Annotated in this window: 26 protein-coding genes; 14 read left to right on the forward strand and 12 right to left on the reverse strand. The window is 66.7% G+C overall.

Going from position 1 to position 26,045, the window contains the following annotated elements:
* Nucleotides 1-93 precede the first annotated feature (93 nt).
* The 4 genes from CH274_RS07730 (at nucleotide 94) to CH274_RS07745 (ending at nucleotide 3,898) form a co-directional block, all read left to right on the forward strand.
* Nucleotides 94-1,179, forward strand: coding sequence for an S-(hydroxymethyl)mycothiol dehydrogenase (locus tag CH274_RS07730; protein ID WP_032397911.1), 1,086 nt, complete (start codon nucleotides 94-96; stop codon nucleotides 1,177-1,179).
* On the forward strand, nucleotides 1,176-1,808 hold the full coding sequence (locus CH274_RS07735) for an MBL fold metallo-hydrolase (RefSeq protein WP_045195419.1): 633 nt from the start codon (nucleotides 1,176-1,178) through the stop codon (nucleotides 1,806-1,808). The genes CH274_RS07730 and CH274_RS07735 overlap by 4 nt, the downstream gene beginning before the upstream one ends.
* A 112-nt stretch (nucleotides 1,809-1,920) precedes the next feature.
* On the forward strand, nucleotides 1,921-2,631 hold the full coding sequence (locus CH274_RS07740) for a DUF5642 family protein (RefSeq protein WP_094657067.1): 711 nt from the start codon (nucleotides 1,921-1,923) through the stop codon (nucleotides 2,629-2,631).
* 214 nt (nucleotides 2,632-2,845) lie between these two features.
* A complete protein-coding gene (locus CH274_RS07745) occupies nucleotides 2,846-3,898 on the forward strand; it encodes a DUF4192 domain-containing protein (protein WP_179275661.1) in 1,053 nt (350 codons plus the stop codon).
* Nucleotides 3,899-3,938: 40 nt separating this feature from the next.
* Here the strand turns inward: CH274_RS07745 and galE are convergent, their stop codons facing one another.
* Nucleotides 3,939-4,919, reverse strand: coding sequence for a UDP-glucose 4-epimerase GalE (gene galE, locus CH274_RS07750; RefSeq protein ID WP_094657069.1), 981 nt, complete (start codon nucleotides 4,917-4,919; stop codon nucleotides 3,939-3,941).
* Between the two features lie 46 nt (nucleotides 4,920-4,965).
* A complete protein-coding gene (locus CH274_RS07755) occupies nucleotides 4,966-5,652 on the reverse strand; it encodes a metal-dependent transcriptional regulator (protein WP_032397915.1) in 687 nt (228 codons plus the stop codon).
* 185 nt (nucleotides 5,653-5,837) lie between these two features.
* Here CH274_RS07755 and CH274_RS07760 point away from each other — a divergent pair, with 185 nt between their 5' ends.
* Both CH274_RS07760 and CH274_RS07765 read left to right on the forward strand, forming a co-directional pair.
* A complete protein-coding gene (locus tag CH274_RS07760) occupies nucleotides 5,838-7,106 on the forward strand; it encodes an acetoin utilization protein AcuC (RefSeq protein ID WP_094648031.1) in 1,269 nt (422 codons plus the stop codon).
* 64 nt (nucleotides 7,107-7,170) lie between these two features.
* Nucleotides 7,171-9,828, forward strand: coding sequence for a bifunctional acetate--CoA ligase family protein/GNAT family N-acetyltransferase (locus CH274_RS07765; RefSeq protein WP_032398411.1), 2,658 nt, complete (start codon nucleotides 7,171-7,173; stop codon nucleotides 9,826-9,828).
* 127 nt (nucleotides 9,829-9,955) lie between these two features.
* Here CH274_RS07765 and CH274_RS07770 read toward each other — a convergent pair whose 3' ends face one another.
* The 3 genes from CH274_RS07770 to CH274_RS07780 all read right to left on the reverse strand — a co-directional run bounded on the left by CH274_RS07770 (nucleotide 9,956) and on the right by CH274_RS07780 (nucleotide 13,001).
* Nucleotides 9,956-10,927 (reverse strand): sigma-70 family RNA polymerase sigma factor, encoded by a 972-nt coding sequence (locus tag CH274_RS07770; RefSeq protein ID WP_032377730.1) that lies wholly within the window; start codon nucleotides 10,925-10,927, stop codon nucleotides 9,956-9,958.
* A 178-nt stretch (nucleotides 10,928-11,105) separates the two neighbouring features.
* Nucleotides 11,106-12,599 (reverse strand): N5-glutamine methyltransferase family protein, encoded by a 1,494-nt coding sequence (locus CH274_RS07775; RefSeq protein ID WP_094657070.1) that lies wholly within the window; start codon nucleotides 12,597-12,599, stop codon nucleotides 11,106-11,108.
* A 33-nt stretch (nucleotides 12,600-12,632) separates the two neighbouring features.
* A complete protein-coding gene (locus CH274_RS07780; RefSeq protein ID WP_032397916.1) occupies nucleotides 12,633-13,001 on the reverse strand; it encodes a DUF3099 domain-containing protein in 369 nt (122 codons plus the stop codon).
* A 93-nt stretch (nucleotides 13,002-13,094) separates the two neighbouring features.
* On the opposite strand from CH274_RS07780, the gene CH274_RS07785 reads away from it, so the two are divergent.
* Complete coding sequence (locus CH274_RS07785; RefSeq protein ID WP_032398413.1) at nucleotides 13,095-13,331, forward strand: DUF3039 domain-containing protein; 237 nt, start codon at nucleotides 13,095-13,097, stop codon at nucleotides 13,329-13,331.
* Here the strand turns inward: CH274_RS07785 and CH274_RS07790 are convergent.
* Nucleotides 13,304-14,416: a YihY/virulence factor BrkB family protein gene (locus CH274_RS07790; RefSeq protein ID WP_256980552.1), complete on the reverse strand. Its 1,113-nt coding sequence runs from the start codon at nucleotides 14,414-14,416 to the stop codon at nucleotides 13,304-13,306. The genes CH274_RS07785 and CH274_RS07790 overlap by 28 nt on opposite strands.
* A 190-nt stretch (nucleotides 14,417-14,606) precedes the next feature.
* On the opposite strand from CH274_RS07790, the gene CH274_RS07795 reads away from it, so the two are divergent.
* The gene (locus CH274_RS07795; RefSeq protein ID WP_094657071.1) at nucleotides 14,607-16,346 is read left to right on the forward strand and encodes a DEAD/DEAH box helicase; all 1,740 of its coding nucleotides are present in this window, start codon (nucleotides 14,607-14,609) and stop codon (nucleotides 16,344-16,346) included.
* Nucleotides 16,347-16,458: 112 nt separating this feature from the next.
* Here CH274_RS07795 and CH274_RS07800 read toward each other — a convergent pair whose 3' ends face one another.
* Nucleotides 16,459-16,653, reverse strand: a complete 195-nt coding sequence (locus tag CH274_RS07800; protein ID WP_027496884.1) for a DUF7455 domain-containing protein — start codon at nucleotides 16,651-16,653, stop codon at nucleotides 16,459-16,461.
* Nucleotides 16,654-16,886: 233 nt separating this feature from the next.
* Between CH274_RS07800 and CH274_RS07805 the strand changes: the two genes are divergently transcribed.
* Nucleotides 16,887-17,813, forward strand: coding sequence for an EamA family transporter (locus CH274_RS07805; protein WP_094630072.1), 927 nt, complete (start codon nucleotides 16,887-16,889; stop codon nucleotides 17,811-17,813).
* A 28-nt stretch (nucleotides 17,814-17,841) separates the two neighbouring features.
* Nucleotides 17,842-18,201 carry a DUF952 domain-containing protein gene (locus CH274_RS07810; RefSeq protein ID WP_094657072.1) on the forward strand — a complete coding sequence of 120 codons (360 nt, stop codon included), beginning with the start codon at nucleotides 17,842-17,844 and terminating at the stop codon, nucleotides 18,199-18,201.
* A 71-nt stretch (nucleotides 18,202-18,272) separates the two neighbouring features.
* Here the strand turns inward: CH274_RS07810 and CH274_RS07815 are convergent, their stop codons facing one another.
* Both CH274_RS07815 and ppgK read right to left on the reverse strand, forming a co-directional pair.
* Complete coding sequence (locus CH274_RS07815) at nucleotides 18,273-19,604, reverse strand: RNA polymerase sigma factor (RefSeq protein WP_032397920.1); 1,332 nt, start codon at nucleotides 19,602-19,604, stop codon at nucleotides 18,273-18,275.
* Nucleotides 19,605-19,763: 159 nt separating this feature from the next.
* Nucleotides 19,764-20,585 carry a polyphosphate--glucose phosphotransferase gene (gene ppgK / locus CH274_RS07820; RefSeq protein WP_052050332.1) on the reverse strand — a complete coding sequence of 274 codons (822 nt, stop codon included), beginning with the start codon at nucleotides 20,583-20,585 and terminating at the stop codon, nucleotides 19,764-19,766.
* A gap of 187 nt (nucleotides 20,586-20,772) precedes the next feature.
* Here ppgK and CH274_RS07825 point away from each other — a divergent pair, with 187 nt between their 5' ends.
* The gene (locus CH274_RS07825) at nucleotides 20,773-21,660 is read left to right on the forward strand and encodes an inositol monophosphatase family protein (protein WP_373453534.1); all 888 of its coding nucleotides are present in this window, start codon (nucleotides 20,773-20,775) and stop codon (nucleotides 21,658-21,660) included.
* 15 nt (nucleotides 21,661-21,675) lie between these two features.
* Here CH274_RS07825 and cei read toward each other — a convergent pair whose 3' ends face one another.
* The gene (gene cei / locus CH274_RS07830; protein WP_032398417.1) at nucleotides 21,676-22,356 is read right to left on the reverse strand and encodes an envelope integrity protein Cei; all 681 of its coding nucleotides are present in this window, start codon (nucleotides 22,354-22,356) and stop codon (nucleotides 21,676-21,678) included.
* Between the two features lie 544 nt (nucleotides 22,357-22,900).
* Between cei and CH274_RS07835 the strand changes: the two genes are divergently transcribed.
* The gene (locus CH274_RS07835) at nucleotides 22,901-23,203 is read left to right on the forward strand and encodes a DUF4193 domain-containing protein (RefSeq protein ID WP_027496891.1); all 303 of its coding nucleotides are present in this window, start codon (nucleotides 22,901-22,903) and stop codon (nucleotides 23,201-23,203) included.
* A gap of 72 nt (nucleotides 23,204-23,275) precedes the next feature.
* Here CH274_RS07835 and CH274_RS07840 read toward each other — a convergent pair whose 3' ends face one another.
* Complete coding sequence (locus CH274_RS07840; RefSeq protein ID WP_045199816.1) at nucleotides 23,276-23,740, reverse strand: DUF3093 domain-containing protein; 465 nt, start codon at nucleotides 23,738-23,740, stop codon at nucleotides 23,276-23,278.
* 220 nt (nucleotides 23,741-23,960) lie between these two features.
* Between CH274_RS07840 and dut the strand changes: the two genes are divergently transcribed.
* Together dut and CH274_RS07850 are read left to right on the forward strand one after the other, a co-directional pair.
* The gene (gene dut, locus CH274_RS07845; RefSeq protein ID WP_032398419.1) at nucleotides 23,961-24,413 is read left to right on the forward strand and encodes a dUTP diphosphatase; all 453 of its coding nucleotides are present in this window, start codon (nucleotides 23,961-23,963) and stop codon (nucleotides 24,411-24,413) included.
* 64 nt (nucleotides 24,414-24,477) lie between these two features.
* Nucleotides 24,478-25,320 (forward strand): DUF3710 domain-containing protein, encoded by an 843-nt coding sequence (locus CH274_RS07850; protein ID WP_094657073.1) that lies wholly within the window; start codon nucleotides 24,478-24,480, stop codon nucleotides 25,318-25,320.
* Here CH274_RS07850 and CH274_RS07855 read toward each other — a convergent pair.
* Nucleotides 25,302-26,024: an alpha/beta fold hydrolase gene (locus CH274_RS07855; RefSeq protein WP_256993500.1), complete on the reverse strand. Its 723-nt coding sequence runs from the start codon at nucleotides 26,022-26,024 to the stop codon at nucleotides 25,302-25,304. The genes CH274_RS07850 and CH274_RS07855 overlap by 19 nt on opposite strands.
* Between the last annotated feature and the right edge of the window lie 21 nt (nucleotides 26,025-26,045).

Genomic DNA, 26,045 nt, shown 5'->3' on the forward strand with positions numbered 1-26,045 from the left:
CGGAGGCCGAACCCATGCAGATGTCGCCACGTACTGATGCGTTGTGCGAGGCTGAGCCCAGCACGAAACACCCGATTCACAGTGGAGGAACACATGCCGCAGCAGGTCCGCGCTGTCGTTGCCAAGAGCAAGGGCGAGCCCGTCTCCATCGAGACGATCACCATCCCCGATCCCGGGCCGAACGAGGTCGTGGTCAAGATCGCGGCCTGCGGGGTGTGTCACACCGACCTGCACTACCGCGAAGGCGGCATCAACGACGAGTTCCCGTTCCTGCTCGGACACGAGGCAGCCGGAATCGTCGAGACCATCGGTGACCGCGTCGAGCACGTCGAGGTCGGAGACTTCGTCGTGCTGAACTGGCGTGCCGTGTGCGGCGAATGTCGAGCCTGCAAGCGCGGCACCCCGTGGTACTGCTTCGACACCCACAACGCAGCACAGAAGATGACCCTCGAGGACGGCACCGAGCTGACCCCTGCGCTGGGCATCGGCGCATTCGCCGAGAAGACCCTGGTGCACGAGGGCCAGTGCACCAAGGTCGCCGCAGACGCCGATCCCGCCGTCGTCGGACTGCTCGGCTGCGGAGTGATGGCCGGGCTCGGGGCAGCGATGAACACCGGCAACGTCTCGCGCGGAGACTCGGTGGCCGTGATCGGCTGCGGCGGCGTCGGCGATGCCGCGATCGCCGGAGCCCGACTGGCGGGCGCATCGACGATCATCGCGGTCGATCGCGACCCGGGCAAGCTCGAATGGGCCCTCGAACTCGGAGCCACCCACACCGTCGATTCCTCCGTGGTCGACGCCGTCGAGGCCGTGCAGGAGCTGACCGGAGGCTTCGGTGCCGATGTGGTGATCGACGCCGTCGGCCGTCCGGAGACCTGGAAGCAAGCGTTCTACGCACGCGACCTCGCCGGAACCGTGGTGCTCGTCGGCGTTCCGACTCCCGAGATGACTCTCGAGATGCCGCTCATCGACTTCTTCTCCCGCGGCGGTTCGCTGAAGTCGTCCTGGTACGGCGACTGCCTGCCCGAGCGCGACTTCCCGCAGTTGGTGGATCTGTACCAGCAGGGCCGTCTGCCGCTCGAGAAGTTCGTCACCGAACGCATCACCATCGAGGACGTCGAAGCCGCGTTCGACAAGATGCACAAGGGCACCGTGCTGCGGTCGGTGGTGATCCTGTGAGTGGTCGATTCCGTGTCCAGAACGTGGTGACCTCGGGCACGTTCAGTCTCGACGGTGGCACCTGGGACGTCGACAACAACATCTGGCTCATCGGCGACGACGACGAGGTCGTGATCGTCGACGCAGCCCACACCGCGGCCCCGATCGTCGACGCGGTAGCCGGTCGCACGGTCAAGGCCGTCGTCTGCACACACGGTCACAACGATCACGTGACCGTGGCACCCGAGCTCTCGGACACCCTCGACGCGCCGATTCTGCTGCACCCGGCCGACGAGATGCTGTGGGAGCAGACGCACCCGGGCGTCGGGCACTCGACCCTCGAGGACGGCCAGCGCATCACCGTTGCCGGAACCGACATCCTGGCGTTGCACACACCCGGGCACTCACCGGGATCGACGTGCCTGTACCTGCCGGAGGCGGGGGAGTTGTTCAGCGGCGACACCCTCTTCTCCGGCGGTCCGGGTGCCACCGGCCGGTCGTACTCGGATTTCCCGACCATCATCGGGTCCATCCGTGATCGACTCTTCGCGCTTCCCGTCGAGACTCGCGTCAACACCGGGCACGGCGACGGCACGCGCATCGGCGACGAGGCTCCGCACCTCGAGGAGTGGATCGCCCGCGGAAGCTGACATCGCGACACTGCGGTAGGTCGCCTGCCGCGTTCGAGGTGGTCGGAATGAGACAGTGGTGGGACGCCGGAGCGAGTGCTGCGGCGTCCCACCTACTCGAAGAGGACGTCTTGTGAGCCCCGCCGCACGGAGAACCCGCCTGACCAGCGCTGCCACGTCGGCGGCGATCGGAGCGCTCGTACTGGTGGGGTGCAGCTCGACCGTCACGGGCACCGCTGAACCCAGCACAGGCAGTGCCACCTCGTCGGCGCGGTCCGGTGTGGATCTCAGCACGCTGCTGATCGACCCGTCCAGCTTCCCGGCACCGTACGACGCCCTGGTTCTGCCCCAGCAGGCGATCTCGCAAGCCGCACCCGATCTCAGCGGAATACCGGCCGGTGCCGAGGTCAGCCCGGCGGGATGCAAGCCTGCCGACCAGGACTTCGGCCCGACGGGAACGGCCATGATCGTCGGAACCGACAACGACAGTCGATCGACCATCTCGATCGAGTTGACCGCAGTGGACGAACCGCTCTCGGCGCGCAAGGAGCAGCTCGAACAGTGCGGGGAGGTGACGGCTACCAAGTCCGGCGCGACCTCGACGGTGACCTCGACTCTGACGCCGGCACCGCCCATCGACGCGGACGACACCTTGGCCGTCCGGCAGACCGTTGCATCGGGTGCAGGCGGCGACGCCGTCACGCAGTCGATGCTGACGTTGATGGCCCAGATCGACGGGGTGCGAGTGTCGGCCACGTTCATGTCGTTCGGCTCGGGCACGCCCGACGCGACGACCCTCGACGAGCTGTTCACCGCGGCCGTCCAGAAGGTCGGCCAGAGCTGACGGAGCGATAGCAGATCGCACCGACACGAATCGGTCGTCCACAGCTCCGGCGACACGATCGGTCCACAACACACCGGTTCTCCACAGGGCAGTTCGAAAGCCCAGGTCGGGACTTCGTCGGTCGTCAGGACCCCGGCCAGGATTCTCCGGTATGCACACACCGACGAATTCACACGACAACTTCGACTCCCGCCATCGCGTTCGACTCGGTCACGTGAGCGACCTGATGGCAGCCGTGCCGGCCATGCTCGGATTCCACCCGCATCGATCGATGGTGCTCATCGCGGTCCAGGACGGCGGTGCCGGCGTCGGACCCACGATGCGTCACGACCTCGTCCTGGCAGGCGAACACGCCGATCGGCGCGCAGGCGGTCGTACCCGCGCGACCGAGGAGATGCTCGACGCCATCGGCCACCTTGCCGGCTACTGCGCGAGGGAGAACATCCCCGCGGTCATGGCGGTGTTCGTCGACGACAGGCTCGACCGAGCCGTCAGAACAGCTCATCTGCTCGACGTCGAAGCGCTGGTGACCGAACTCGACGCTGCACTCGCATCGTTCGGAGTGCAGCTCGGCGAGGCCCTCGCGGCGTCGGAGATCGCCGATTCCGCCGAGTGGTGGACCTTGCGCGGACCGCAGCGGCACGGCCTGGTATCCGATCCTTCGGCGTCTCCGATGACCGTGGCACGCGTGCTCGACGGCTACTCCGTCCGAAAGTCCAGGTGCGAGCTCGCCGAGACCATCGCACCGGGCCCCGACGCGACGGTGCGGGCCGTGGCGGCCGAGATGTCGCGACAACGACGCGAGGGCACCCGGTCTCGTACCGACGACTTGACCTCGGTGCTGTCGTACATCGCACGCGGACCGTACGACACCGAATTGGATCCGACCGACATCGCTCGCATCGCACTCGCGATCGGCCACGTCCAGGTGCGTGACGCAGTGCTGGCGTTGACGCTTGGCGACGACGCCGGATTCGTCGAAGAGTTCTGGGCAAGAATGTCCCGCGTCCTGCCGAAGGGCGCACGCGCCGTCGCCGCAACACTTCTGGCCTTCAGCGCGTACGTGCGGGGAGACGGGCCGATGGCCCGCGTCGCGATCGACGCTGCACTGGAAGCCGACGAGACCTACTCACTGGCGCGACTGCTGGACCGATCGCTCAGCGCTGGCGCAGGTCCCGAACTCGTTCGCGAAGTGGCCGAGAGCGGCTTCGCGTGCGCGCGCGCCTGCGGAGTTCGGTTGCCCGGCGACCCGTTCGGTCGACGGTGACGGCCGATGGGGCACATCGATGATCGGCCGGCAACGCGGGTCAGCGCGCTGCGTGCGACCGATCGCCGAGCTGCTGCAGGAAGGTCCACGCATCGGCCACGATCCGATCGAGATCGGTCAGCTCCGGCGTCCATTTCAGCTCCTCGACCGCACGTGCACTCGAGGCGATCAGGACCGCAGGATCACCGGCACGACGGGGAGCATGTTCGACGGCGATGGGCAGACCGGTGACGCGCTCGCAGGACGAGATGACCTCGTGCACGGAGAATCCGGTGCCGCTGCCGAGGTTGTAGATGGTGTGCTCACCCGGTTGTGCGGCATCGACGGCGAGAATGTGTGCCTCGGCCAGGTCTGCGACGTGGATGTAGTCGCGAACAGCCGTACCGTCCGGAGTGGGCCAGTCGGTGCCGAACACCGAGATCTTCTCGCGCTGCCCCAGAGCGACCTGAAGCACGAGCGGAATCAGGTGGGTCTCGACGACGCGATTCTCGCCGAAATCGTTGTAGGCACCGGCGACGTTGAAGTACCGGAGGCTGGTGGCGGCGAGGCCGTAGGCCGCGGCGTACGAGGTGATCGCGTGATCGATCGCGAGTTTGGTGGCACCGTAGGGATTGGTGGGGCGGGTGGGTGCGTCCTCGGTGATGGGAGTCTTCTCGGGCTCGCCGTACGTGGCGGCGGTCGAGGAGAACACCAGCTTCGCGGTGCCGGATGCTCGGATGGCATCGAGCAACGCCAGCGAGGTGACGACGTTCCCGCTCCAGTACTTGTCGGGCGAGACCACCGACTCGCCCACCAGTGATTGCGCGGCGAAGTGCAGGACGGCGTCGAAGCCGCCGCCGATCAACACGTCCGCGGCGACGTCCTTGACGTCACCTTCGACGAACGTGGCACCACCGGGCACGGCGTCCCGGTTACCGGTGGACAGGTTGTCCACGACCACGACCTCGTGTCCGCGCTCGACGAGCACGGCCGCGCAGACGCTGCCGACGTAGCCCGCACCACCGGTGACCAGAAGCTTCACTGTTCGTTCTCCCTCACACGCGTCGAACGCCGTCGTCGGTGGGAGGTCAGACCTTCTTCACCTGGACGGCGTGCGCCATCTCCTCGGATATGTCGACACCGCTGTGTCCTGGCACCGTGATCGTGATCGATCCGGGCTTGGCCTCGACTGTAACGCGAGCATCGGGGACCACGCCTGCTTCGCGGAGCTGAGCGATCACCTCGGGGTCGGACTGGACGTGCTCGGCGAGACGACGCACCACGACGGCAGTCGGTTGGCCGACCGGAACGTCGGTGAGGCGGATGAGAGCCTCCGGTGCCAGAGTCGACTGGCCGAGACCGAGTTCGGCCAACCCCGGGATCGGGTTGCCGTACGGCGAGGTCGTCGGGTTGTTCAGTACGGTCACCAAACGACGCTCGACCTCCTCGCTCATCACGTGCTCCCAGCGGCACGCCTCGGCGTGAACGTCTTCCCAGCGCAGACCGATGATGTCCACGAGCAGGCGCTCTGCCAAACGGTGCTTGCGCATGACCGCAACCGCCAGACTTCGGCCCTTCTCGGTCAGCTCCAGGTGCCGATCGCCCGCGACGGACAACAGCCCGTCGCGCTCCATCCGAGCAACGGTCTGGCTGACGGTGGGACCACTTTGTTCGAGCCGCTCGGCGATTCGCGCGCGGAGCGGAATCACGCCCTCTTCTTCCAAATCGTAGATCGTCCGGAGGTACATCTCCGTGGTGTCGACCAGATCCTTCACACTCAACCCCTTCGTCGGGCTCGATCCTACCGTCAGCGTCCCGAAATAGGCGCTGCACCCAGTCGCAGCGGGCGCGGCGCACCACAACGGAGGACGTCTTTTCCCGTGGCTTCTCACAGGGGGACTCCGGGGACAACAACGGAACCCGGCAACACCATCCCGCCCGACAACGTAGTTTTGTCCCTATGTCTGATCAGGCGACACGCGCCGCCGCGTCCATCCCGAACCGCCCCGAGGACATCGTCGTGTGGAGCGCGGACTACCTCGGCTACCGGTGGAGCGACGACCACCCGATGAACCCGACTCGACTCGATCTCACGATGGCGCTCGCCACCGACATCGGCCTGCTCGAGGGTGTCGAATTGGTCGAGCCCGCCGCAGCACCGGATTCGGAGTTGCTCCGGTTTCACACCAGCGCGTACATCGAGGCCGTCAAACAGGCACCGTCGCAGGGCCCGGCCCTGCGCGATCCCGACGACGTCGTCCACGGACTCGGTTCCGACGACAATCCGGTGTTTCCGCAGATGCACGAGGCGAGCGCCATGCTCGCCGGCGGCTCGCTGGCCGCCGCCCGCGAGATCGCGTCGGGTCGCGCTCGACGCGCGGTGAGCATCGGTGGCGGTATGCACCACGCGATGGCCGACTGGGCATCGGGCTTCTGCGTCTACAACGACGCCGCCATCGCCATCTCGTGGTTGCTGGACAACGGGTTCGACCGAATCGCCTACATCGACGTCGACGCTCACCATGGGGACGGCGTTCAAGCGGCTTTCCTCGGTGACCCGAGAGTGCTCACGGTCTCGTTGCATCAACATCCGGCGACGCTGTGGCCGAACACCGGATGGTCCACCGAGGTGGGAACCGAACGCGGTGAGGGAAGCTCGATCAATGTCCCGTTGCTGCCCGGAACCGCGGACAGGTTGTGGTTGCGCGCGTTCCACGCGATCGTGCCGGGCGCGATCGCGGCGTTCCGGCCCCAGATCATCGTCAGCCAATGCGGTGTGGACAGCCACCGCGAGGATCCCCTCGCGGACCTCGCCCTGACCGTCGACGGCCAGAACGCTGCGTTCCTGGCCATGCGCGATCTGGCGGACAAGCATTCCGAAGGTCGGTGGTTGGCCGTCGGCGGTGGTGGGTACGGCTTGGTGCGCGTCGTTCCACGGTCCTGGACGCACCTCATCGCTGCCGCGCTCGGCCGCGACATCGACCCGATGTCTCCGCTGCCGGACACGTGGCGCGAGCGGGTGCGGACCATGGCACCGAGCGTCGACCTACCGCAGACCATGGGTGACGGGGGAGACGTCGACTATCCCGCCTGGGACGGACCCGGTGGGTCTCTCGCAGGCGCGGACGGCACCGACAGGGCGCTCGAACGCGTCGATTCGGCGATCATCGCCACCCGTCGAGCAGTGTTTCCACTGCTCGGACTCGATCCGGAGGACCCGCGTGACTGATCCGACCGACAGCCCCTCGGCCGAGGAGCCTGCCGTTGCGGCGTCGGAGCCGAGCGAGAAGGACCTGGCACGGGAGCGAGCGGAGACGTCGTTTCCGCGGCACTGGGTTGCCGACGTCCTGACCTCCGACGGCGGTGTGGTGCACCTGCGTCCCATCGTCCCGTCGGACTCCGAGCGCATCGTCGCGTTCCACGGCCGGCTGTCCGAGCGGACGAGGTACCTGCGGTATTTCGGTCCTTACCCCACGATGCCCCAGCGTGACGTGCTCAACTTCACCACCGTCGACCACCACGACAGAGTCGCGTTCGTCGCGGTGCTCGGTGACGACATCATCGCGGTCGGCCGGTACGAACGACTTCCCGAGGGAGACGGCAATTCCGCCGAGGTGGCCTTCGTCGTCGCCGACGCGCATCAGGGCCGCGGGCTGGGGCCGATCCTGCTCGAACACCTTGCGGGGGCGGCCGCCGAGAACGGGGTGAACATGTTCGTCGCCGAGGTGCTCGCCGAGAACCGGAACATGGTCACCGTCTTCCGCGAAGCGGGTTATCAGGTCAGCAGGTCCTTCGAGGGGGGAGTGTTGCGACTCGAGTTCGCGATCGACCCGAGCGAAGCGCTGCTCTCGGTGCGCAATTCGCGTGAACGTGCCGCCGAGGCCCGCAGTGTCCGCAACGTGCTCAGCCCTCGATCGGTCGCCGTGATCGGAGCGTCGACGGACAGCTCCAAGGTGGGCAACGCCGTTCTCGCGAATCTGCTGGCGGGCAACTTCACCGGCCCGGTGTATCCCGTCAACGCCGACCACCGTTCGGTCCGCGGAGTCCGCGCCTACGCCACGGTGCACGACATCCCGGATCCGGTCGATCTGGCGATCGCTGCGGTACCCGCCGATGCGATCGACGCGGTACTCGACGACTGCCTCGACAAGGGCGTCAAAGCGTTGCTGGTGGTCTCGGGCGGATTCGGCGAGACCGGACCCGCGGGACAGGAGAGCGAACGCAGGCTGGTGCTCGCCGCGAGGGCGCACGGAATGCGCTTGATCGGGCCCAACGCGCTCGGTGTGGCGAACACCGATCCCGAGTTCGGCCTGAACGCCACCCTGGCTCCGCATCTGCCCACGCCGGGCAACGTCGGATTCTTCTGTCAGTCCGGAGCCCTCGGAATCGCGATTCTGGACGAGGCCGCCAACCGCAGGCTGGGACTGTCGACGTTCGTCTCGGCCGGAAACCGCGCCGATGTGTCCGGAAACGACCTACTGCAGTACTGGGACTCGGATCCGGCCACCGAGGTGATCCTGCTGTACCTCGAGAGCTTCGGTAATCCCAGGAAGTTCACCAGGATCGCGCGACGGGTCGCACGCACCAAGCCGATCATCGCGGTCAAGAGCGGACGCGGTGCCGTGCCGCCCGCCCACGCGATCGGTGCCGACATCGACGACTCGATCGTGCGCGCACTGTTCGCGCAGGCCGGCGTCATCCAGGTCGACACCATCTCCGAACTGTTCGACTGCGCCGTCCTGTTCGGAAATCAGCCTCTTCCTGTCGGCCCGCGGGTTGCCGTGGTGGGAAATTCGACGGCTCTGGGTGTGCTGGCCGTCGACGCTGCGCGTGCCAAGGGCCTGCATGCGAGCAATCCGACCGACGTAGGTCCGCAGGCGGGTCCCGAAGAGTTCGCTGCGGCGGTGTCCTCGGCCTTGGCCGCGTCGGACATCGATGCCGTCATCGTCGTGTTCGTGCCTCCGGTCGCCGTCGAGGTCGAACCGTTCGCGGCCGCGCTCGGCAATGCCGTTCGTGGATCCGACAAGCCCGTGCTCTCGACCTTCCTGGCCACCGAAGGAATCCCCGACGTCCTGGCGGTACGCGGACCGGGTGGTCATCCCGTTCGCGGTTCGGTGCCGTCGTATTCGAGTCCGGAGCGGGCGGTTGCGGCCCTGGCTGCCGCGTGGCGCTACTCGTCGTGGCGTTCGCGACCGGTGTCGAACCTCGTCCGTCCCAAGAGCATCGACTCCGATCGCGCGAAGCGACTGGTGGAAGGGTGGCGGTCGTCGGGCAGTCACGGACGGTGGCTCTCGGACTTCGAGACCGCAGAACTGTTGTCCTGCTACGGACTCGACGTCGTGGCCTTCAGAATCGTGACCGACGAGGACGAGGCGGTCGCCGCGGCGGACGAACTGGGTTACCCGGTGGCGGTGAAGGCGACCGGGGAGCGGTGGCGACACCGGCCCGATCTCGGGGGAGTGCGCTTGGACATGGCCGACGCCTCGGCAGTGCGCGTGGCGTACCGGAACCTCGCTGCGGACTCCGGCGAGCCGTTGCTGCACGTTCAGCGTATGGCGGTCAAGGGCATCGGATGCGTCGTACGCGTGCAGGACGACCCGTCGTTCGGATCACTCATCTCGTTCGGGCTGGCCGGGGTCATCTCGGACTTGTTGGGTGACCGCGCGTACCGGGTGCTGCCGCTGACCGAAGACGAGGCCGCGCAGCTCATCGACGCGCCCAAAGCGGCTCCGCTGCTGTCCGGATACCGAAATGCGGTGCCCGTCAACAAGAATGCCCTGATCGACCTCGTTCAGCGTATTTCTGCTCTGGCAGAGGACATCGCCGACATTCGCGAAATCTCCTGCGAGCCGGTGTTGGCCTCCGCCGACGGCGCGCAGATCACCGACGCCCGGGTGCGCATCGGGCCCGAGCCCACCAAGGCCGATCTGGGTCCGCGTCGCCTGCGCTGAGCGGACGGGCCACGACAAAGCGGCAGCCGAGTCGACGTTCCGAGGGGGAGAGAACGTCGGCCCGGCTACCGCGTGAGGTGGAGCGAACGGGGACGGTCACCGCTGCTCCACCGGTCGGTGGCTGTGCTCAGCTGGCGTAGGACCGCAGCTTCTCGGCGCGGTCGCCCTGCCGAAGCTTGACCATCACCTCGCGCTCGATCTGGCGGACACGCTCGCGGGAGAGCCCGAAGAGCTTGCCGATCTGATCGAGGGTGCGGGGCTGTCCGTCGTCCAGGCCGTAGCGCAGACGGATGACCTGCTGCTCTCGCTCGTCGAGAGTTCCGAGGACCACACGGACGTCGCTGTGCAACAGGCCGGCGATGACGGCGTTCTCGGCGGACGTCGCCTCGGAATCCTCGATGAAGTCGCCGAGAGGCGCTTCCTCGTCGCTGCCGACCGGCATGTCCAGGCTGACCGGGTCACGGCTGTGGTCGAGCAGGTCCGCGATCTTCTCCACCGCGATGCCCGATTCGCTCGACAGTTCCTCGTCCGTTGCCTCGCGGCCGAGTTGCTGATGCAGCTCACGCTTGATCCTGGCCAACTTGTTGACCTGTTCGACCAGGTGGACTGGCAGCCGGATCGTACGGCTCTGATCTGCCATGCCGCGGGTGATGGCCTGACGAATCCACCACGTCGCGTAGGTCGAGAACTTGAAGCCCTTGGCGTAGTCGAACTTCTCCATCGCGCGGATGAGTCCGAGGTTGCCCTCCTGGATCAGGTCGAGCAGGGGCATACCGCGACCGGTGTACCGCTTGGCGAGAGACACGACCAGGCGAAGGTTCGCTTCGAGCAGGTGGCTACGCGCAGCACTTCCGTCGCGAACGATGATGGCGAGGTTGCGCTTCTTGACCGCGCTCAGTCGCTTCGTGTTCTCGAGAACCTGCTTCGCGTAGAGACCGGCCTCGATCCTCTTGGCCAGATCGACCTCTTCGGCAGCCGTCAGCAATGCGGTGCGGCCGATGCCGTTGAGATACACGCGAACGAGATCGGCTGCTGGGCTCTGAGCGTCCAGATCGGCATCGGTTGGCCGCGGACGAATCGTGGTGCTGGGGCTGGTCATGACTTGCCTCCTGGTCGGTGGTGTCTCACAAGGCTCAACGCTTGGGAGACTCCGATAAGTTCCCACGCCGATCCCGTGGATACCCGCGTGACCAGGGATTACGTCATGTTCGTCCTGAGAAGTTGCTGAGAAGTGAAGCCGCCGGGAACGCTCGCTCTCCCGGGTCGATGTCGGCGACTCATCGAGCCGGCACAACCAACCCGTGCCGGACGAGACCCTGCATCATCGTCACCGCATGCACTGCCAGTTCCTCGGCGTCCTCGCCGTGCGCAGCAGCGAGCAATTCCACCAGTTCACCGACCGGTAGACCGTCGGGTCGCAGCCCGGCGAGCAGAGCCGCACCGAGTTCGTCGATGTCGTGTTGCCACTGCGGGCCGTTCCCGCGATGGACCCGCACCGCCACTTCGGCCCAGCCCTCCTCGCCGGGAAGGTAGACGCGTTCGAGCGCGGTGTTCGGGTCGACGGTGAGCACCGAGTCGAGAATGTCGTGCTCCCGCAGCCAGTCCAGCCGCGCGAAGTACTCGATCGATTCGTTGCCGAGCGGGTCGGAGAAGCCATGGGTGAGTTCCTCCGCGAGAAGATCGGTCGGCTCGTCCGTCCTGCGGAGATACACGAACCCGAAACCGATTCCTTCCACGTCGGCGGCGACGAAGTGATCGAGCCAGGACTGTGCCACCGCGGCTGCGTCGGGATCGCGTGGATCGAGTCCGCCGTCGCGCATCCACGTGCCCACGTAGAGCGCGGGATCGGCGACGTCACGCTCGACGACCCAGGCGTCGATGCCGTGCGCAGGCAGCCACGACGCCACCCGCGCACGCCAGTCCTCGCCGCGGACGTGCACCCAGGACGCCAGGATCGCCGCAGTACCGCCGAGCGTCAGGTGGTCCGGGGCTCGGCCGATCATCAGAGCGCTCGCTCCGTCGAGGTCGAGGCCGGAATCGCGGTACGAGTGCTGCACTTCGGCGCGGCCGACGACGAAGGGCGGGTTGGCGACGATGCGATCGAACCGACGCCCGGCGACGGGCTCGAACCAGGAACCGTGCAGCAACTCGACGTCGAGGTTGTTGAGCGCCATCGTCGCCGCAGCCAGGTCCATCGATCGCGGACTGATGTCGGTCGCGGTCACCTGCTCTGCGTAGCCGCAGGCGTGTACGGCCTGGACGCCGCAGCCGGTACCGACGTCGAGAACACTGGTCGCCGGGGACGTGGGCGTTCCGCGCAACAGAGACAGGGAAGCCTGTCCGACGCCGAGCACGTGATCGGGAGCGGTCTCGGCGGCGCGCATGCTGCCGTCGGGATCCGAGACGATCCACCGAGTCCCGTGGCCGGCGTCGAGAGGCCGAATGTCGAGCAGCGTCCGCACCGTCGATCCCGATCGGGAGAGAATTCCGGCTGCGACGGCGTCGGCGACCGTCAGTGGCGCGATGGCGTCGGCGACGTCGGACTCGGGGCAGTCGTCGACGAGAAGGAACAGGCGTACCAGAACACCCAGCGCACCCCCGTCCCGACTGGCGTTGCGTACCGGCACCGGTTCGCTGCGACCGAGGGCAGCGTGGGCGTCTTCGCCGAGCAGTGTCAGTACGCCGTCGGCGTCGTATCCCGCCCGCTCGAAGGCCTCACGAAGACCGGAGCAGGCGACGGTGAGCGGGGACGTGGGATTCGGTGCAGTCACGACGCAAGTGTCGCACCGGCGACGGCCGGGGCGTCAGTCGTCGCCCGGTTCGATCACGCGGTGGTTGCTCGATTCCAGTTGCGGCCTGTCCACGGTCCTGTAGTCGTATCGGCTCATCTCGTCCTTGGTGCGGGGCGGCCGATCGTTGGCGATCAGCACCGCCATCCACGGCAGTGGGATGGACGCTCCGACTATCGCCATGGAGATCCACGGATTCATCCACATCCCGTACGCGATGGCAGCCAACACCAGCGCCGGGATGCGGAACGACATGATGAACATGTATTTGCGGACGCGAGCTTTGTGCTGCTCCTCGACCGATTGCTGCGCCTCGGTGATCAGGACGGGCCCATCCGGCGAGTCGCTGTACGCGCTTCCGTCGAACCCTGGGGTTCTCGTCATACCTCCACTGTGGCACTACTGCTCACAGAATGCATACGACGAGCTGTGGAACCGGTTACCCCGTGCTGTGGATGCACGGATTAATCTGTGTTCATGAGCACTCAGACGAAGGACCGTCCCGATATCGCACCGGACGAAACCACCGATGACGACCGGCCGAAGTTCTTCCACTACGTGAAGAAGAACAAGATCGCCGAGAGCGCGGTGATGGGTACACACGTCGTCGCGCTGTGCGGTGAGGTGTTTCCCGTCACCAAGTCCGCGAAGCCCGGATCACCGGTGTGCCCGGACTGCAAGAAGGTCTACGAGGGTCTCAAGAAAGGCGACTGAGCACCGTCGCCCGGGTGCCGGTCCTGGGTCGGTTCCGGTCGATCCGAACGGGCTCGGTCGCCGGTCAGTTTGATCGGCCCCGTGGCCAGCCGTCGGGCGACGGCGGTCACCGGTCCCGACGGTTTGTCGTCGGTGGCGGCCTGCGCCGCGATCCACTCCCGCATCTGGTCCATTCGTGTCGCCCGGGCGGGCCAGAACTCCTGGATCGTTGCGTTGAACTCGGCACCGAGAACGACGGCGAAGCCGAGGAAGAACGTGAACAGCAGGAATGCGATGGGCGTCGCCAGCGCGCCGTAGGTGTATCCGGTGCTGGTCACCCAGCCGAGGTACCGGCGCAGTACCGCGCTCGCGATCATGAAGAACACCCCGGCCAGCAGAGCTCCGCCGAGGAGGCGATGCCAGGGCAGCGAGGTGTGCAGGGCCACCTTGTACAGCGTGGTCAAACCGATGATCAGCAGGAGCCCGACGGCCGGATAGTAGAAGAAGTCGATGACCTCGCTGCCCACGGTGATCCACGAGTCGGGCAGGATCTGCTGCACGTACACCGGTCCGAGTGCGACGAGCGGAAGCACGAAGACCGCGATCACCAGGAAACCCACGTAGAGAAGCAGCGCGAAGAACCTCTGCCAGACGGGATGTCGTGCGTCGGCCTGACCGTGCGCTTCGACGATGGAGTCGACGAACGTCGAGATCGCAGAGGACCCGGCCCACAACGAGAGCAGGAAGCCGACGGACACGATCTCCCCGCTGCCCTGGGCGAGAACGTCCTTGACCGTCGGAGCGATGATCTGGTCCACGACGCTACCGCTGAAGAGGGTGTTGCTGAACGTGATGATCTTGGACTCGATGATCTCGACGGTGTTGGGTCCGAACCATCCGCCGACGAGTCCCAGGCTGCCCAGCACACCGAGCAACAGCGGTGGCAGCGACAACGTCTGCCAGAACGCGGCCGTTGCGGCCTTGCTGAAGATCGAGTCGTCCCATGCCTTGCTCAGAGTGCGCAGAGTCACTTTCCACGCGGCGTGTATCGGCCTTTTCGCCGACAACCGTTCCGGTGGTGGAGTTCCGCCTGCAGACTCGCTCATGGTTCCTCCAGCATTCCTGACGACAGGCGACTTCGCCTAACAGCCGACTCGCCGTGTCGCATCCGACTCACCCCAGCGATGTGGGATCGGTCGGTGCGGAGAGATAGGCTCCTCCGCGGACACTGCAGGGCTACCGAGAGCGCGAGGAATTTACATCGATGCCAGGAACCGGCGGCCAGTGAGCGCTGACATGTTCGATCCCACACCACCGTCCACCGAGCAGACTGCCGCTCCCGTGATCGGGGGCGCACCGCTGCGTGCGTGGCAGCGACGGGCGTTGACGAAGTATCTCGTCGCCTCGCCCAAGGATTTCCTCGCGGTCGCGACGCCCGGCGCAGGCAAGACGACCTTCGCCCTCCGGGTGGCCGCGGAGCTGCTCGCGCATCGCACCGTCGACCAGGTGACGGTCGTTGCGCCCACCGAACACCTCAAGCACCAGTGGGCGGAGTCGGCCGCCAGGGTCGGAATCGCCTTGGACTCGCGCTTCTCGAACTCGACCGGTCAGACGTCGAGCGACTATCACGGCGTGGTCGTGACGTATGCGCAGATCGCCTCGCACCCGTTCAAGCATCGAGTGCGCACCGAATCACGCAAGACCCTCGTGATTCTCGACGAGATCCACCACGGCGGCGACGCGAAGAGCTGGGGTGAGGGAATTCGCGAAGCGTTCGGAGACGCCACCCGACGTCTCGCACTGACCGGTACGCCGTTCCGTAGCGACGACAGTCCCATCCCGTTCGTCAACTACGAACCCGATCAGGACGGGTTGATGCGGTCCAAGGCCGATCACGCGTACGGCTACTCCGATGCTCTCGCGGACGGCGTCGTCCGTCCGGTCGTGTTCCTCGCGTACTCCGGTGAGGCGCGCTGGCGGGACAGCGCAGGCGAGGAATACACCGCTCGGCTGGGGGAGCCGCTCAATGCCGAACAGACCGCGCGGGCATGGCGCACCGCTCTGGATCCGCAGGGCGACTGGATGCCTGCGGTGCTGTTGGCGGCCAACACCCGGCTCGCGCAACTGCGCGCAGGCGGCATGCCCGATGCCGGCGGTCTGGTCATCGCGACCGATCAGACGGTGGCGCGGGCCTACGCGAAACTGATCGAGGTGATCACGGGGGAGACGCCTGCGATCGTGCTCTCGGACGACCCCACGTCCTCTGCTCGCATCGCCGAGTTCGGCAAGAGCGACCAGCGGTGGATGGTTGCCGTCCGCATGGTGTCCGAGGGCGTCGACGTTCCGCGTCTGGCCGTCGGTGTCTACGCGACGAGTGCGTCGACCCCGCTGTACTTCGCGCAGGCCATCGGCCGATTCGTGCGGTCTCGGCGCAAGGGTGAGACGGCGAGCGTCTTCCTGCCGTCGGTACCGGTGCTACTGGATCTCGCGTCGCAGCTCGAGGCGCAACGCGATCACATCCTCGGCAAGCCGCATCGGGAGAAGGACGGCTTCGACGACGAGTTGCTGGCCGACGCCAACAAGCAGAAGGACGAGCTGGGCGAGGAGGAGAAGGCGTACACCTCGCTGGGCGCGGATGCGGAACTGGACCAGGTGATCTACGACGGTTCGTCGTTCGGTACCGCGACGTTCTCGGGCAGCGACGAGGAAGCCGATTATCTCGGTCTGCCCGGTTTGCTCGACGCGACGCAGATGCGCGACCTGCTGCGCCAGCGCCAACAGGAACAGATCGACAAGCCGGCCGCCGGACCGGCGGTTCCGGCACCTGCCGTCGTCAACGACAGGGCCACCAGTGCGGGCCAGTTGGCCGGTCTGCGGCGTGAACTGAACAGTTTGGTTGCGGTGTACCACCACCGCACGGGGAAGCCGCACGGGGTGATTCACGGCGATCTGCGACGAATCTGTGGTGGCCCGCCGACGGCGATGGCGTCGGCGGATCAGTTGGGTGAGCGAATCGCGCAGTTGCGGAAGATGTAGAGATCCCCGGCGGGTCCGGGCACGAAAAGACGGACGGTCTGGTGACCGTCCGTCTTCGTCGTTGTGTTCGTCGATCGTGGCGAACCTGTTTTCCCCCGACACAAAAGGTGGGTTACACCGTGGAGTCCGATTCGGTCATCACCGTTGCGTTCACTTCACGCAAACGGGCTTCGTGCTCGGTGGCGTGGTGACCGCAGAAGAGAAGTTCTCCACCGGTCGAGAGCACGACACGCGCGCGTGCCCCTGCACCGCACCGGTCGCACCGGTCCGCTGCTGTCAATTGTGGGCTGGTCAATGTTCCGGGCATGACTCCTCCGTACTGGCTTGCGGGTTGTCCCGTTCGCCTGGGGCCGGTCCGCCGCGTCGGTATGGCGCGGTCCGTTCACTCTGTCAGACGTATGGCGGTCATGCGTTGTTCCCGAGCGCGTTTCTTTGTGTTGTCACTAACACGAAACATCGTTCACGAGCAGGAACGCCGTCGACGGTGTTCGCTGACAGCTGATCGGAGTTCGCCCGAGCCGCGGCAGTAGGGTCGCCGGTGTGGCTTCGACTTCTACTTCGCTCTCCGGCGCATCGAAGCTGGGTATCCCCTCGCTGTTCGTGATCGGTGCGCTGTGCATGTACGTCGGTGCGGCGATCGGTGTGTTCCTGTTCGACACCGTCGATCCGGCCGCGGTGGCGTGGCTGCGCGGGTTCGGTGCGGCGCTGGTGTTGGTGCTCTGGCGGCGGCCGTGGCGGCGTCGGGCCGGTGCCGGCGCATGGACCGTGCGTCGGGCGATCACGGCCGCCGCGTTCGGCGGCGCGACGATCGGCATGAACGCGATGTTCTACGAGGCGATCGCCAGGCTGCCGCTCGGCGCGGCCGTGGCCATCGAGTTTCTCGGACCGATCGCGGTCGCCGCTGCCGGGTCCAGAAGGCCTGCCGACGTGTGCGCGCTGCTGCTGGTGGTGGCCGGCGTCGGAGCCATCGCCTCTGCGCAGTTCGAGGGCGGCGAAGTGGGGTTGGTCGGGATCGCGTTCGCGCTGGGCTCGGCGGCGCTGTGGGCTGCCTACATCGTGCTGGGCAAGTCGGTTGCCGACGCCGGCCAGGGACTTGACGACATGGCTGCCGGTTTCGCAATCGCGTCCGTGCTCCTGGCCGTTCCCTTGTTCGGGCCGTTCGCGGTCGCGCACCCGAATGCGTTGGGAGACTGGCGGATCTGGGTTCTCGGTTTGGGCGTCGGGCTGTTGTCGAGTGTGGTTCCCTACGTTCTCGATCAGTACGTGCTGGTGCGAGTGGGCCGGGCCCGCTTCGCGTTGTTGCTGGCTCTGCTTCCGGCAACGGCGACGGTGGTCGGTGCCGTGGTGCTGACTCAGATTCCGACGACGTACGAGGCTCTTGGAATCCTGGCCGTCATCGTGGCAGTCGTGGTCGGTGGGCTGCCGACCCGAAGAGATCGGGGCGTTGCCGACATTCCGCCGCCCTGACCCGCGCACGACACGGCAGAATGGACATGTGACCAGCAAGCAGGACGACCTCGTTCACATCTGTACGGCAGGGGAGTGGCTCGCGATGCGTGGTCGGGCCGACTACACCCCGGACTCGTACGAATCCGTGGGCTTCGTGCATCTGTCCACACCCGAGCAAGTGCACTTGCCCGCGAACCGGCTCTTCCCGGGCCGCACGGATCTGGTTCTGCTGCGGGTGGATCCGACTCGTCTGACTGCACCCGTTCGGTGGGAACCGGGGGTACCGTCCGATCCGGAGTCCATGCGCTTTCCGCACCTGTACGGACCGCTTCCGATCGCGGCCGTCACGGCAGTGCTCGACTATCGGCCGGGGCCGGACGGAACGTTCGGGGCGCCGCAGGTGTGACGCCCGCGCACAGAGAACAACGACCGCCGATCACGTGATCGGCGGTCGTTGTTGGAGGTGGAGCGAACGAATCAGTCCAGGTAGTCGCGCAGTACCTGAGAACGCGACGGGTGCCGCAGCTTGGACATCGTCTTGGACTCGATCTGACGGATCCGCTCGCGCGTGACACCGTAGACCTGACCGATCTCGTCGAGGGTGCGGGGCTGACCGTCGGTGAGGCCGAATCGCAGTCGAACCACGCCCGCCTCGCGCTCGGACAGCGTCTCGAGAACCGACTGCAGCTGATCCTGGAGCAGCGTGAACGACACGGCGTCCACGGCGACGACCGCCTCGGAATCCTCGATGAAGTCGCCGAGCTGACTGTCGCCCTCGTCACCGATGGTCTGGTCGAGCGAGATCGGCTCACGCGCGTACTGCTGGATCTCCAGCACCTTCTCCGGCGTGATGTCCATTTCCTTCGCCAGCTCTTCAGGGGTGGGTTCGCGGCCCAGATCCTGGAGCAGCTCGCGCTGGATACGGCCGAGCTTGTTGATGACCTCGACCATGTGCACCGGAATACGGATGGTGCGGGCCTGGTCGGCCATGGCCCGGGTGATCGCCTGTCGGATCCACCACGTGGCGTACGTCGAGAACTTGTAGCCCTTCGTGTAGTCGAACTTCTCGACCGCGCGGATCAGACCGAGGTTGCCTTCCTGAATGAGGTCCAGGAAAGCCATGCCACGACCGGTGTAGCGCTTGGCGAGGGAGACGACGAGACGAAGGTTTGCCTCGAGGAGGTGATTCTTGGCGCGATTACCGTCACGGCAGATCCACGTCATGTCGCGGCGCTGCGCAACGGGGAGCTTCTCGCCCTTCTCCGCGGACTCGCGCATCTTCTCGACCGCGAACAGGCCGGCCTCGATGCGCTTGGCCAGTTCGACTTCCTCCTCTGCGTTGAGGAGCGCGACCTTGCCGATCTGCTTGAGGTAGGCGCGGACGGAGTCGGCGGACGCGGTGAGCTCGGCGTCCTTACGGGCCTGGCGCAGTGCCTCGGACTCTTCTTCGTCCCAGACGAAATCACCGGATGCCTTGTCCTCGGCGGTCGGCTCGGCGGTGACGTCCTCCTCGGTGTCGTCACCTGCAGCGACCACCTCGACGACATCGTTGGCGGCGGCGGCGAGGTCGCCCTCGGAGATGTCGATGTCCTCGATGCCGGGAGTGCTCTCGTCGGCGTCGTCCCCGGATGCCGGTGCGGCTGCTGTCTTCTTTGCTGCGGCCTTCTTCGCCGGTGCCTTCTTGGCTGCGGCGCGCTTGGCGGGAGCCTTCTTTGCCGGTGCCTTCGCAGCGGGTGCCTTGACAGCAGGTGCAGGTGTCGCAGACTCGGTTTCGGAATCTACGGTCTGACGGATATCGGTGGCTGCCACGTACGCCCTTTCGTGACGAAGTCGTGCGGCGTCACGCCAGAGTTGTTTCCGGCGGAGAGGTCTTCGGATTCGGCCGGCTGCGTACCGGCACACACCATTGTAACGACCTCTCAGGAGTTTGTTACCGACCCTTGCCCTATGCAGGTGGCAACCCGCGTGTCAGTGTGCCGATCCCGCGGACGTACCGGTCTCGGCGGACGGTACGGCGGAGTCCGCTGCGAGAGCGGCACCGACGATCCCGGCAGTGTTCAGCAGGGTTGCCGGAACCACGGGCGTGCGATTGGTCAGGTGCGGAATCCACTTCTCGCTCTTGCGGCTGATGCCGCCGCCTGCGATGAACAGATCCGGCCACAACAGCGCCTCGAACGTCTCGAGAACCTTCGAGACCTCCTTGGCCCACTCCTTGTAGGACAGTCCCTGGTTCTCCTTCACCGACGACGCCGCACGATGCTCGGCTTCCTTGCCGTCGATTTCCATGTGGCCGAATTCGGTGTTGGGAAGCAGAACCCCGTTGTGCAGGACGGCCGAACCGATCCCCGTTCCGAACGTCAACAGCACGACGACTCCGTCCTTGCCCTTGCCGCCGCCGTACTTGTCCTCGGCCACTCCGGCCGCATCCGCATCGTTGAGCACGGTGACGTTGTCGGTGCCGATGGCCTTCGCGAACAACGCGCGGGCGTCGGTGTCGATCCAGGACTTGTCGATGTTGGCGGCCGAGCGAGCGACACCGCCGGTCACCACGGCGGGCAACGTCACGCCCACCGGGCCGGTCCATTCGAAGTGCGCGACGATCTCGGCGACGGTGCGCGCGACGGCATCGGGGGTCGACGGTTGCGGCGTCTCGATCTTGTGGCGGTCGCCGACGAGCTCGCCGGTGCTCAGGTCCACGATTCCGCCCTTGATGCCGCTGCCGCCCACGTCCACGCCGAATCCGTGGCGCGCTGCCGCAGCGGTGGTGTTGTCCGAACCTGCCTGTGTCATGAGGATGCCGCTCCTGGCGTGATCGAATCCGTGTGATGCCGTCGCCTCCGAACAATAGTGCGTTTCGGCGCTCGCGGGACGCTGACGTCATCGGCGGTCGCTGCGGTGGTGCTCGGAGGTCGGTGTGTGTTGCGATGTACGCGTGCCGACACCAGACCGATCGCAGACCGACACCGCCAGTACACGATTGCCGGAAGAGCAGGTGGCAGCCGAGGGATCGAACACGCGCGAGGTCGATGCGCTGCGCGAGGTCGCCGTACGGGTCGCGACGCGAGCCGCCGAGCATGTCGGACGGCGCCGCCCGGAGGTCTTCGGCGGCGATTCGAGCGAGGGTGACGGCGCGGTGCACTCCAAGAGCACGCCGACCGATCCGGTGACCGTCGTGGACACCGAGACCGAGCGCGTCCTGCGCGAGATGCTGGCGCGGCTGCGGCCGGAGGATGCGATTCTCGGAGAGGAGGAAGGCAGCGACGACGACTCGCTCGACGGTGTGCGCTGGGTGCTGGACCCGATCGACGGAACCGTCAACTTCATGTACGGAATTCCGGCGTACGCGGTCTCGGTCGCGGTCCAGATCGACGGTGTCAGTGTTGCCGGGGCCGTGATCGATGTTGCCCGCGGCCTCGTCTACTCGGCCGCTCTCGGGCGTGGGGCGACGGTGGAGAGGGCCGACGGTACGCAGGAGCAGCTGCGCTGTTCCGGTGTGACCGACGTGTCGATGACGTTGTTGGCCACCGGATTCGGCTACGGATCAGGGCGTCGAGCGGTGCAGGGCGCGATCATCGCCGAACTGCTGCCTCAGGTGCGAGACATACGCCGGATCGGATCGGCTGCGCTCGATCTCTGCATGGTCGCGTCCGGAGTGGTGGACGCTCACTTCGAACACGGACTCAGTCCGTGGGATTGGGCGGCGGGTGCGCTGATCGCCGCCGAGGCAGGCGCGATCGTCAGGGTGCCCGCCGCCAACAGCAGCAGTGCGCAGGGTGCGGTGACGGTGGCAACGGCCCCGGGGATCGCGGACGCCTTCGTGGCCGTCCTGCGCAGCGCGGGCGCCCTCGATCCGATTCCCGGCTGACACGCCGTCGGTGCGTCAGCAGCGGGATTCGCGTGCTGCCGAGAGCAGATCGGCATCGAGTGGGGCAGGCGGAGTACCGGGTGCGGCCCCGGCCAGAGTGCGCAGCACTTCCTCGGCGTCGTCGTTGGGCTGGATCTCGCTGAAGTAGGTACCGAGTGCCAGATCGACCGAGTCGTCGGTGCGGGCATCTTCGATGAGTTCGGCGCATGGGGCTACCAGCGACACCGCGCTCGCTGCCGCCAGGCCGGCCGGGCCGAACCGAATCTGGCCCTGGCACTGCATGTTCTGGTCGACGTAGACCGGATCGTTGCCGACCTGGACGTCCGGTGCGCTGGCGAACCCGTAATCGCTGAGCTGGGCGGCCACGTGAGCGGCCTGTCCGCGCTCACCGTTCGCGTTGAAGACACGGACCTTCGATGCGGACAGGGCGGCGGGCTCGACGTCGAGCAGGGTCGCCGGGTCCACTTCCTCACCGAGCGGTACCGGCTGGGTACCGTCCGTCGCGGCGGCTGTGGTCGGGGCATTGCACTCGGCGGTCGCCGAGGTGGCCTCGGCGGTGGTGAACACCTTGACCCACACCAGCACTCCGAGGAGAGCGAGCACCGTGAAGACCGCGATGATCGGAAACGCACGGCGTCGACGGAACGGACGACCTTTGCCGTCGACCGAATGGCCTTCGGTGATCAGAGAAACCACAGTGATCTTCGCCTTTCCGTCGGCAGTCGCCGAGACCGGTTCGCAGAGTCGGTTCACACCGACGCGGTGCCTACTGTAGATGGCCGGGGTGCGCGAGGGCGGCACACTCGGCCGTACCCTCCTTCGATCCAGTGCGCGATGGCCGATTCGGAGGCCGAAACCGGCACCGAGAAGTGTTCTGTGAAGGGTGGAATGAAGCTGCCCATCCCGGTGTTGTGCGGCGTGCACCCAGGTGATGGACTCGTCGGCGGTTCGGTTTCTGCTTTGCCACCGGCTTCGGCTATTGTCTGGCGGCCGCGGTGCTTCAAGAATCGGACGCCGGTGCACCAATCGATCAGGTGAGCGAGGTCTCGATCGGGTTTCAACCGGCGAGTTCTGGGAACTACCCGGTGTAGTTTCGGGCACCGCGCGACGACGAACGATTCGAACAGATACGAACATCGGTGGGAGCGAGCAAGCGCCCTCTTCACAGCCGACGGCCACAAGCCGACCACATCGGCAGCTTTCACCACACACACGCACGAAGATGAGGGGTACGAGGACAATGGCAACCGACTACGACGCACCGAGAAGAACAGAATCCGACGATGTGTCGGAGGACTCGCTCGAAGAATTGAAGGCCCGACGCAACGAGGCCCAGTCCGCCGTGGTGGACGTGGACGAATCCGACACCGCGGAGTCCTTCGAGCTCCCGGGTGCAGATCTGTCCGGTGAGGAGCTCTCGGTCCGGGTGGTTCCCAAGCAGGCCGACGAGTTCACCTGCTCGAGCTGCTTCCTGGTCCATCACCGCAGCCGTCTGGCCAGTGACGCCAACGGTGTTCTGATGTGCCGCGACTGCGCGGCGTGACCTTCTCCGCACAGACCTGATCGGTTCGGTCAGGTCTGTGTCGACGGCTCCGACCGTCGAGCGACCGGTAGGTCAGCGCGCCTCGACACCGTGCGCGGTCAGGACGGCCAACAGCTCCTCGGGGCGTTTGGTGCTGATCAGCCAGTAGGGCGTCGGATCGTCGGGGTCGTCGAGGACCACGATCACCATCTGTTTCACCCAGGTGCGGTGCTGCACGAAGGCCAGCGGATCGAGCTGCCTTCCCAGCGCCGCACTTTTTGCTGTCCCGGGAACGACGGCGGCCTTGGACGCCACATCGAGGGGCAGATGAGCGGACCCGACGCGTAACTCGGCACCGGTCGCACCGGCGACCACCTCGACGCGCAGCCTGCTGAAAGCGAACAACGCCCACGCGATGAGCGGGAGCAACACGACGTAGGGCAGCCAGGCACGGATGCCGGGCGCACCCATGTGGATCTCCGCAGCCAGCAACACAGCGACGGCCGCACCCGCTCCCCACCACCAGATCGGTACCCACAGTCGCTCGGAGTACAGCACCGAGTTCTCGGGTGCGGTGGAGCCCGTGTCGGGGGTGGAGTCGCCGGACTCCGACGCGTGTTCGGCCTGTCGATCTGCAGTCACGAGTCCCAGGGTAGTCGCCACGCCGAGACCGAAGCCGGCCAGCGTAGTCTCGTTCGACGTGAGCGACGAAGTCACCGAGACCGGCACCGAACCGTCCGTCGACCGACCCCGCACCCCGCGCCGGCCCTCCGATCCGTTGTCCGAGGTCCGGGTGCGCCGACTCGATCCGGAGCTTCCGGTGCCGACACGGGCGCACGAGGGTGATGCGGGAGTCGATCTGCGAACGACGGCCGCAGTGACCATCGCTCCGGGCGAACGCGTCCTGGTGGGGACCGGAATCGCGATCGCTCTCCCGGTCGGAACCGTCGGACTGGTGCATCCGCGATCGGGGTTGGCGGCGAAATCGGGTCTGTCGGTGGTCAACACCCCGGGCACCATCGATGCCGGGTATCGCGGCGAGATCAAGGTCTGTCTGATCAATCACGACCTGCACACTCCGATCGAGCTCGAGCGAGGCGACCGTATTGCTCAACTGCTCGTGCAGCGAGTCGAGCTGGTGACTTTCGTCGAGGTCGACGAGTTGGACGACACCGTTCGAGGGGCCGGTGGTCACGGTTCGACCGGTGGCCATGCGAGTCTGGAGCAGTGAGTTCCGCCACGACGTTCGCCGCGGGCAGGCACAGTGGAAGCAACCGAGAAGAAGAGAGTTGAACATGTTCGGACGGCGTAAGAAGAACGACGCCGGCAGTGCCTCCGCGCCCGGTGCGGAGCCATTCGTCGACAGCGTCGAGGACGAGGACGACGATATCGAGGCCGCGAACACGGCCGCCGACGGTCCCCACGACCTCGGGGACCTCGACGACGATCGCGAGACGGTCGCGGCGACGCGTCTCGACCTCGGCTCGGTGCTGATTCCGTTGCCGGAGGGCGGGCAACTCCAGGTCGAGATGTCGCAGGCAGGCAGCCCGCAGGCAGTGCACATCGTCACGCAGTTCGGGCGCATCACCATCGCGGCCTACGCGGCACCGAAATCGCCCGGTCAGTGGCGTGAGGTGGCAGCGGATCTGGCGACGTCTCTGCGCAACGACAAGGCCGAGACGACGGTCGAGACGGGTCCGTGGGGACGCGAACTGCTCGGTGTCACGGCCAACGCAGACCTGCGCTTCATCGGAGTCGACGGATATCGCTGGATGGTTCGCTGCGTGCTGGCGGGTCCCTCGGGCGCGGTGGCCGAGGGCCAACCGCTCGTCCGGCTGGCACACACGATCCTGCGGCAGACCGTGGTGGATCGGGGTACCGAACCGCACCCCGTTCGGACACCGCTACCGGTGGTGTTGCCGCAGGTGTTGGCCGAGCAGCTCGCGGCAGCCGCACAGCAGCAGGCGGCAGCTCAGCAGAGCGCGGCGCAACCGGCCGCGGAGCCTCGGGCTGCGGTACCGACGTCGGAATCTGCAGCGCCGCAACAGGAAACGGCTCCGCAGCTGACCGCTGCCGAGCGTGACCGAGCGCCGCGTCGGGGAGCGTCGGGATCGGCAATTCAGCAGCTGGGCAGCTGACCCGACCGCTCGCCGAGACCGTCGACGGCCGCTCGGCCGAGGCATCCCGGGTCGCTTCCAATGCCGTCCAGGGTCACCGTGCGCAGTTCGCAGTTCGGAAGTGCCCGAGCCCACTGTCGAGCGACCTCGATCGGATGGACTGCATCGTCCACCGCACCCACGACGACAGCGGGTACCTCTACCCGAGCGAGCTCGTCGAGTTCGAGGCTGCGGTGGCGAGCCGCCTCGTCCAGCGCGCCGGGAAGGGCGGGCCACTGGGCAGCCCAGGACCGGCGCAGAGTGCGCGCGAGCCACGGCGGGCTCGACGCTGCCATCGCCGCGGTGACGGCGTCGAGTCCCTGCTCGCGCAGGGATCGCGCGGTGAACTCCGCACTCAGGGCGGCGGGGGAGCCGGCAGGGTCTCCGGTCCACGCCGGCAGCGCGAGTGCGAGAGCCGCGGTGTTCGATGCGTTGTCGGCAGCCCAGCGAACCGCGACGGCCGCCCCGAGGGATATCCCTGCGACCACGACGGGTCCGAGGCGATGTGCTGCGTCGTCGAGGGCGGACAGGTAGCTTTCCACCACCGCGGTCGGGTCGGGTTCGACGGCCACGGTGGTCAATCCCACACTGTCGAATGCCGCCGAGAACGCGTCGGCGGCGAACCGCGCATCGGACCCCGTCCCCGGTAGAACGATCGCGGTGCTGGTGTGGAATCGGCTGTGCACGACACGATTGTGCACGCCTGC

It is taken from the genome of Rhodococcus sp. 06-418-5 (assembly GCF_002258285.1).
GTDB lineage: Bacteria > Actinomycetota > Actinomycetes > Mycobacteriales > Mycobacteriaceae > Rhodococcoides.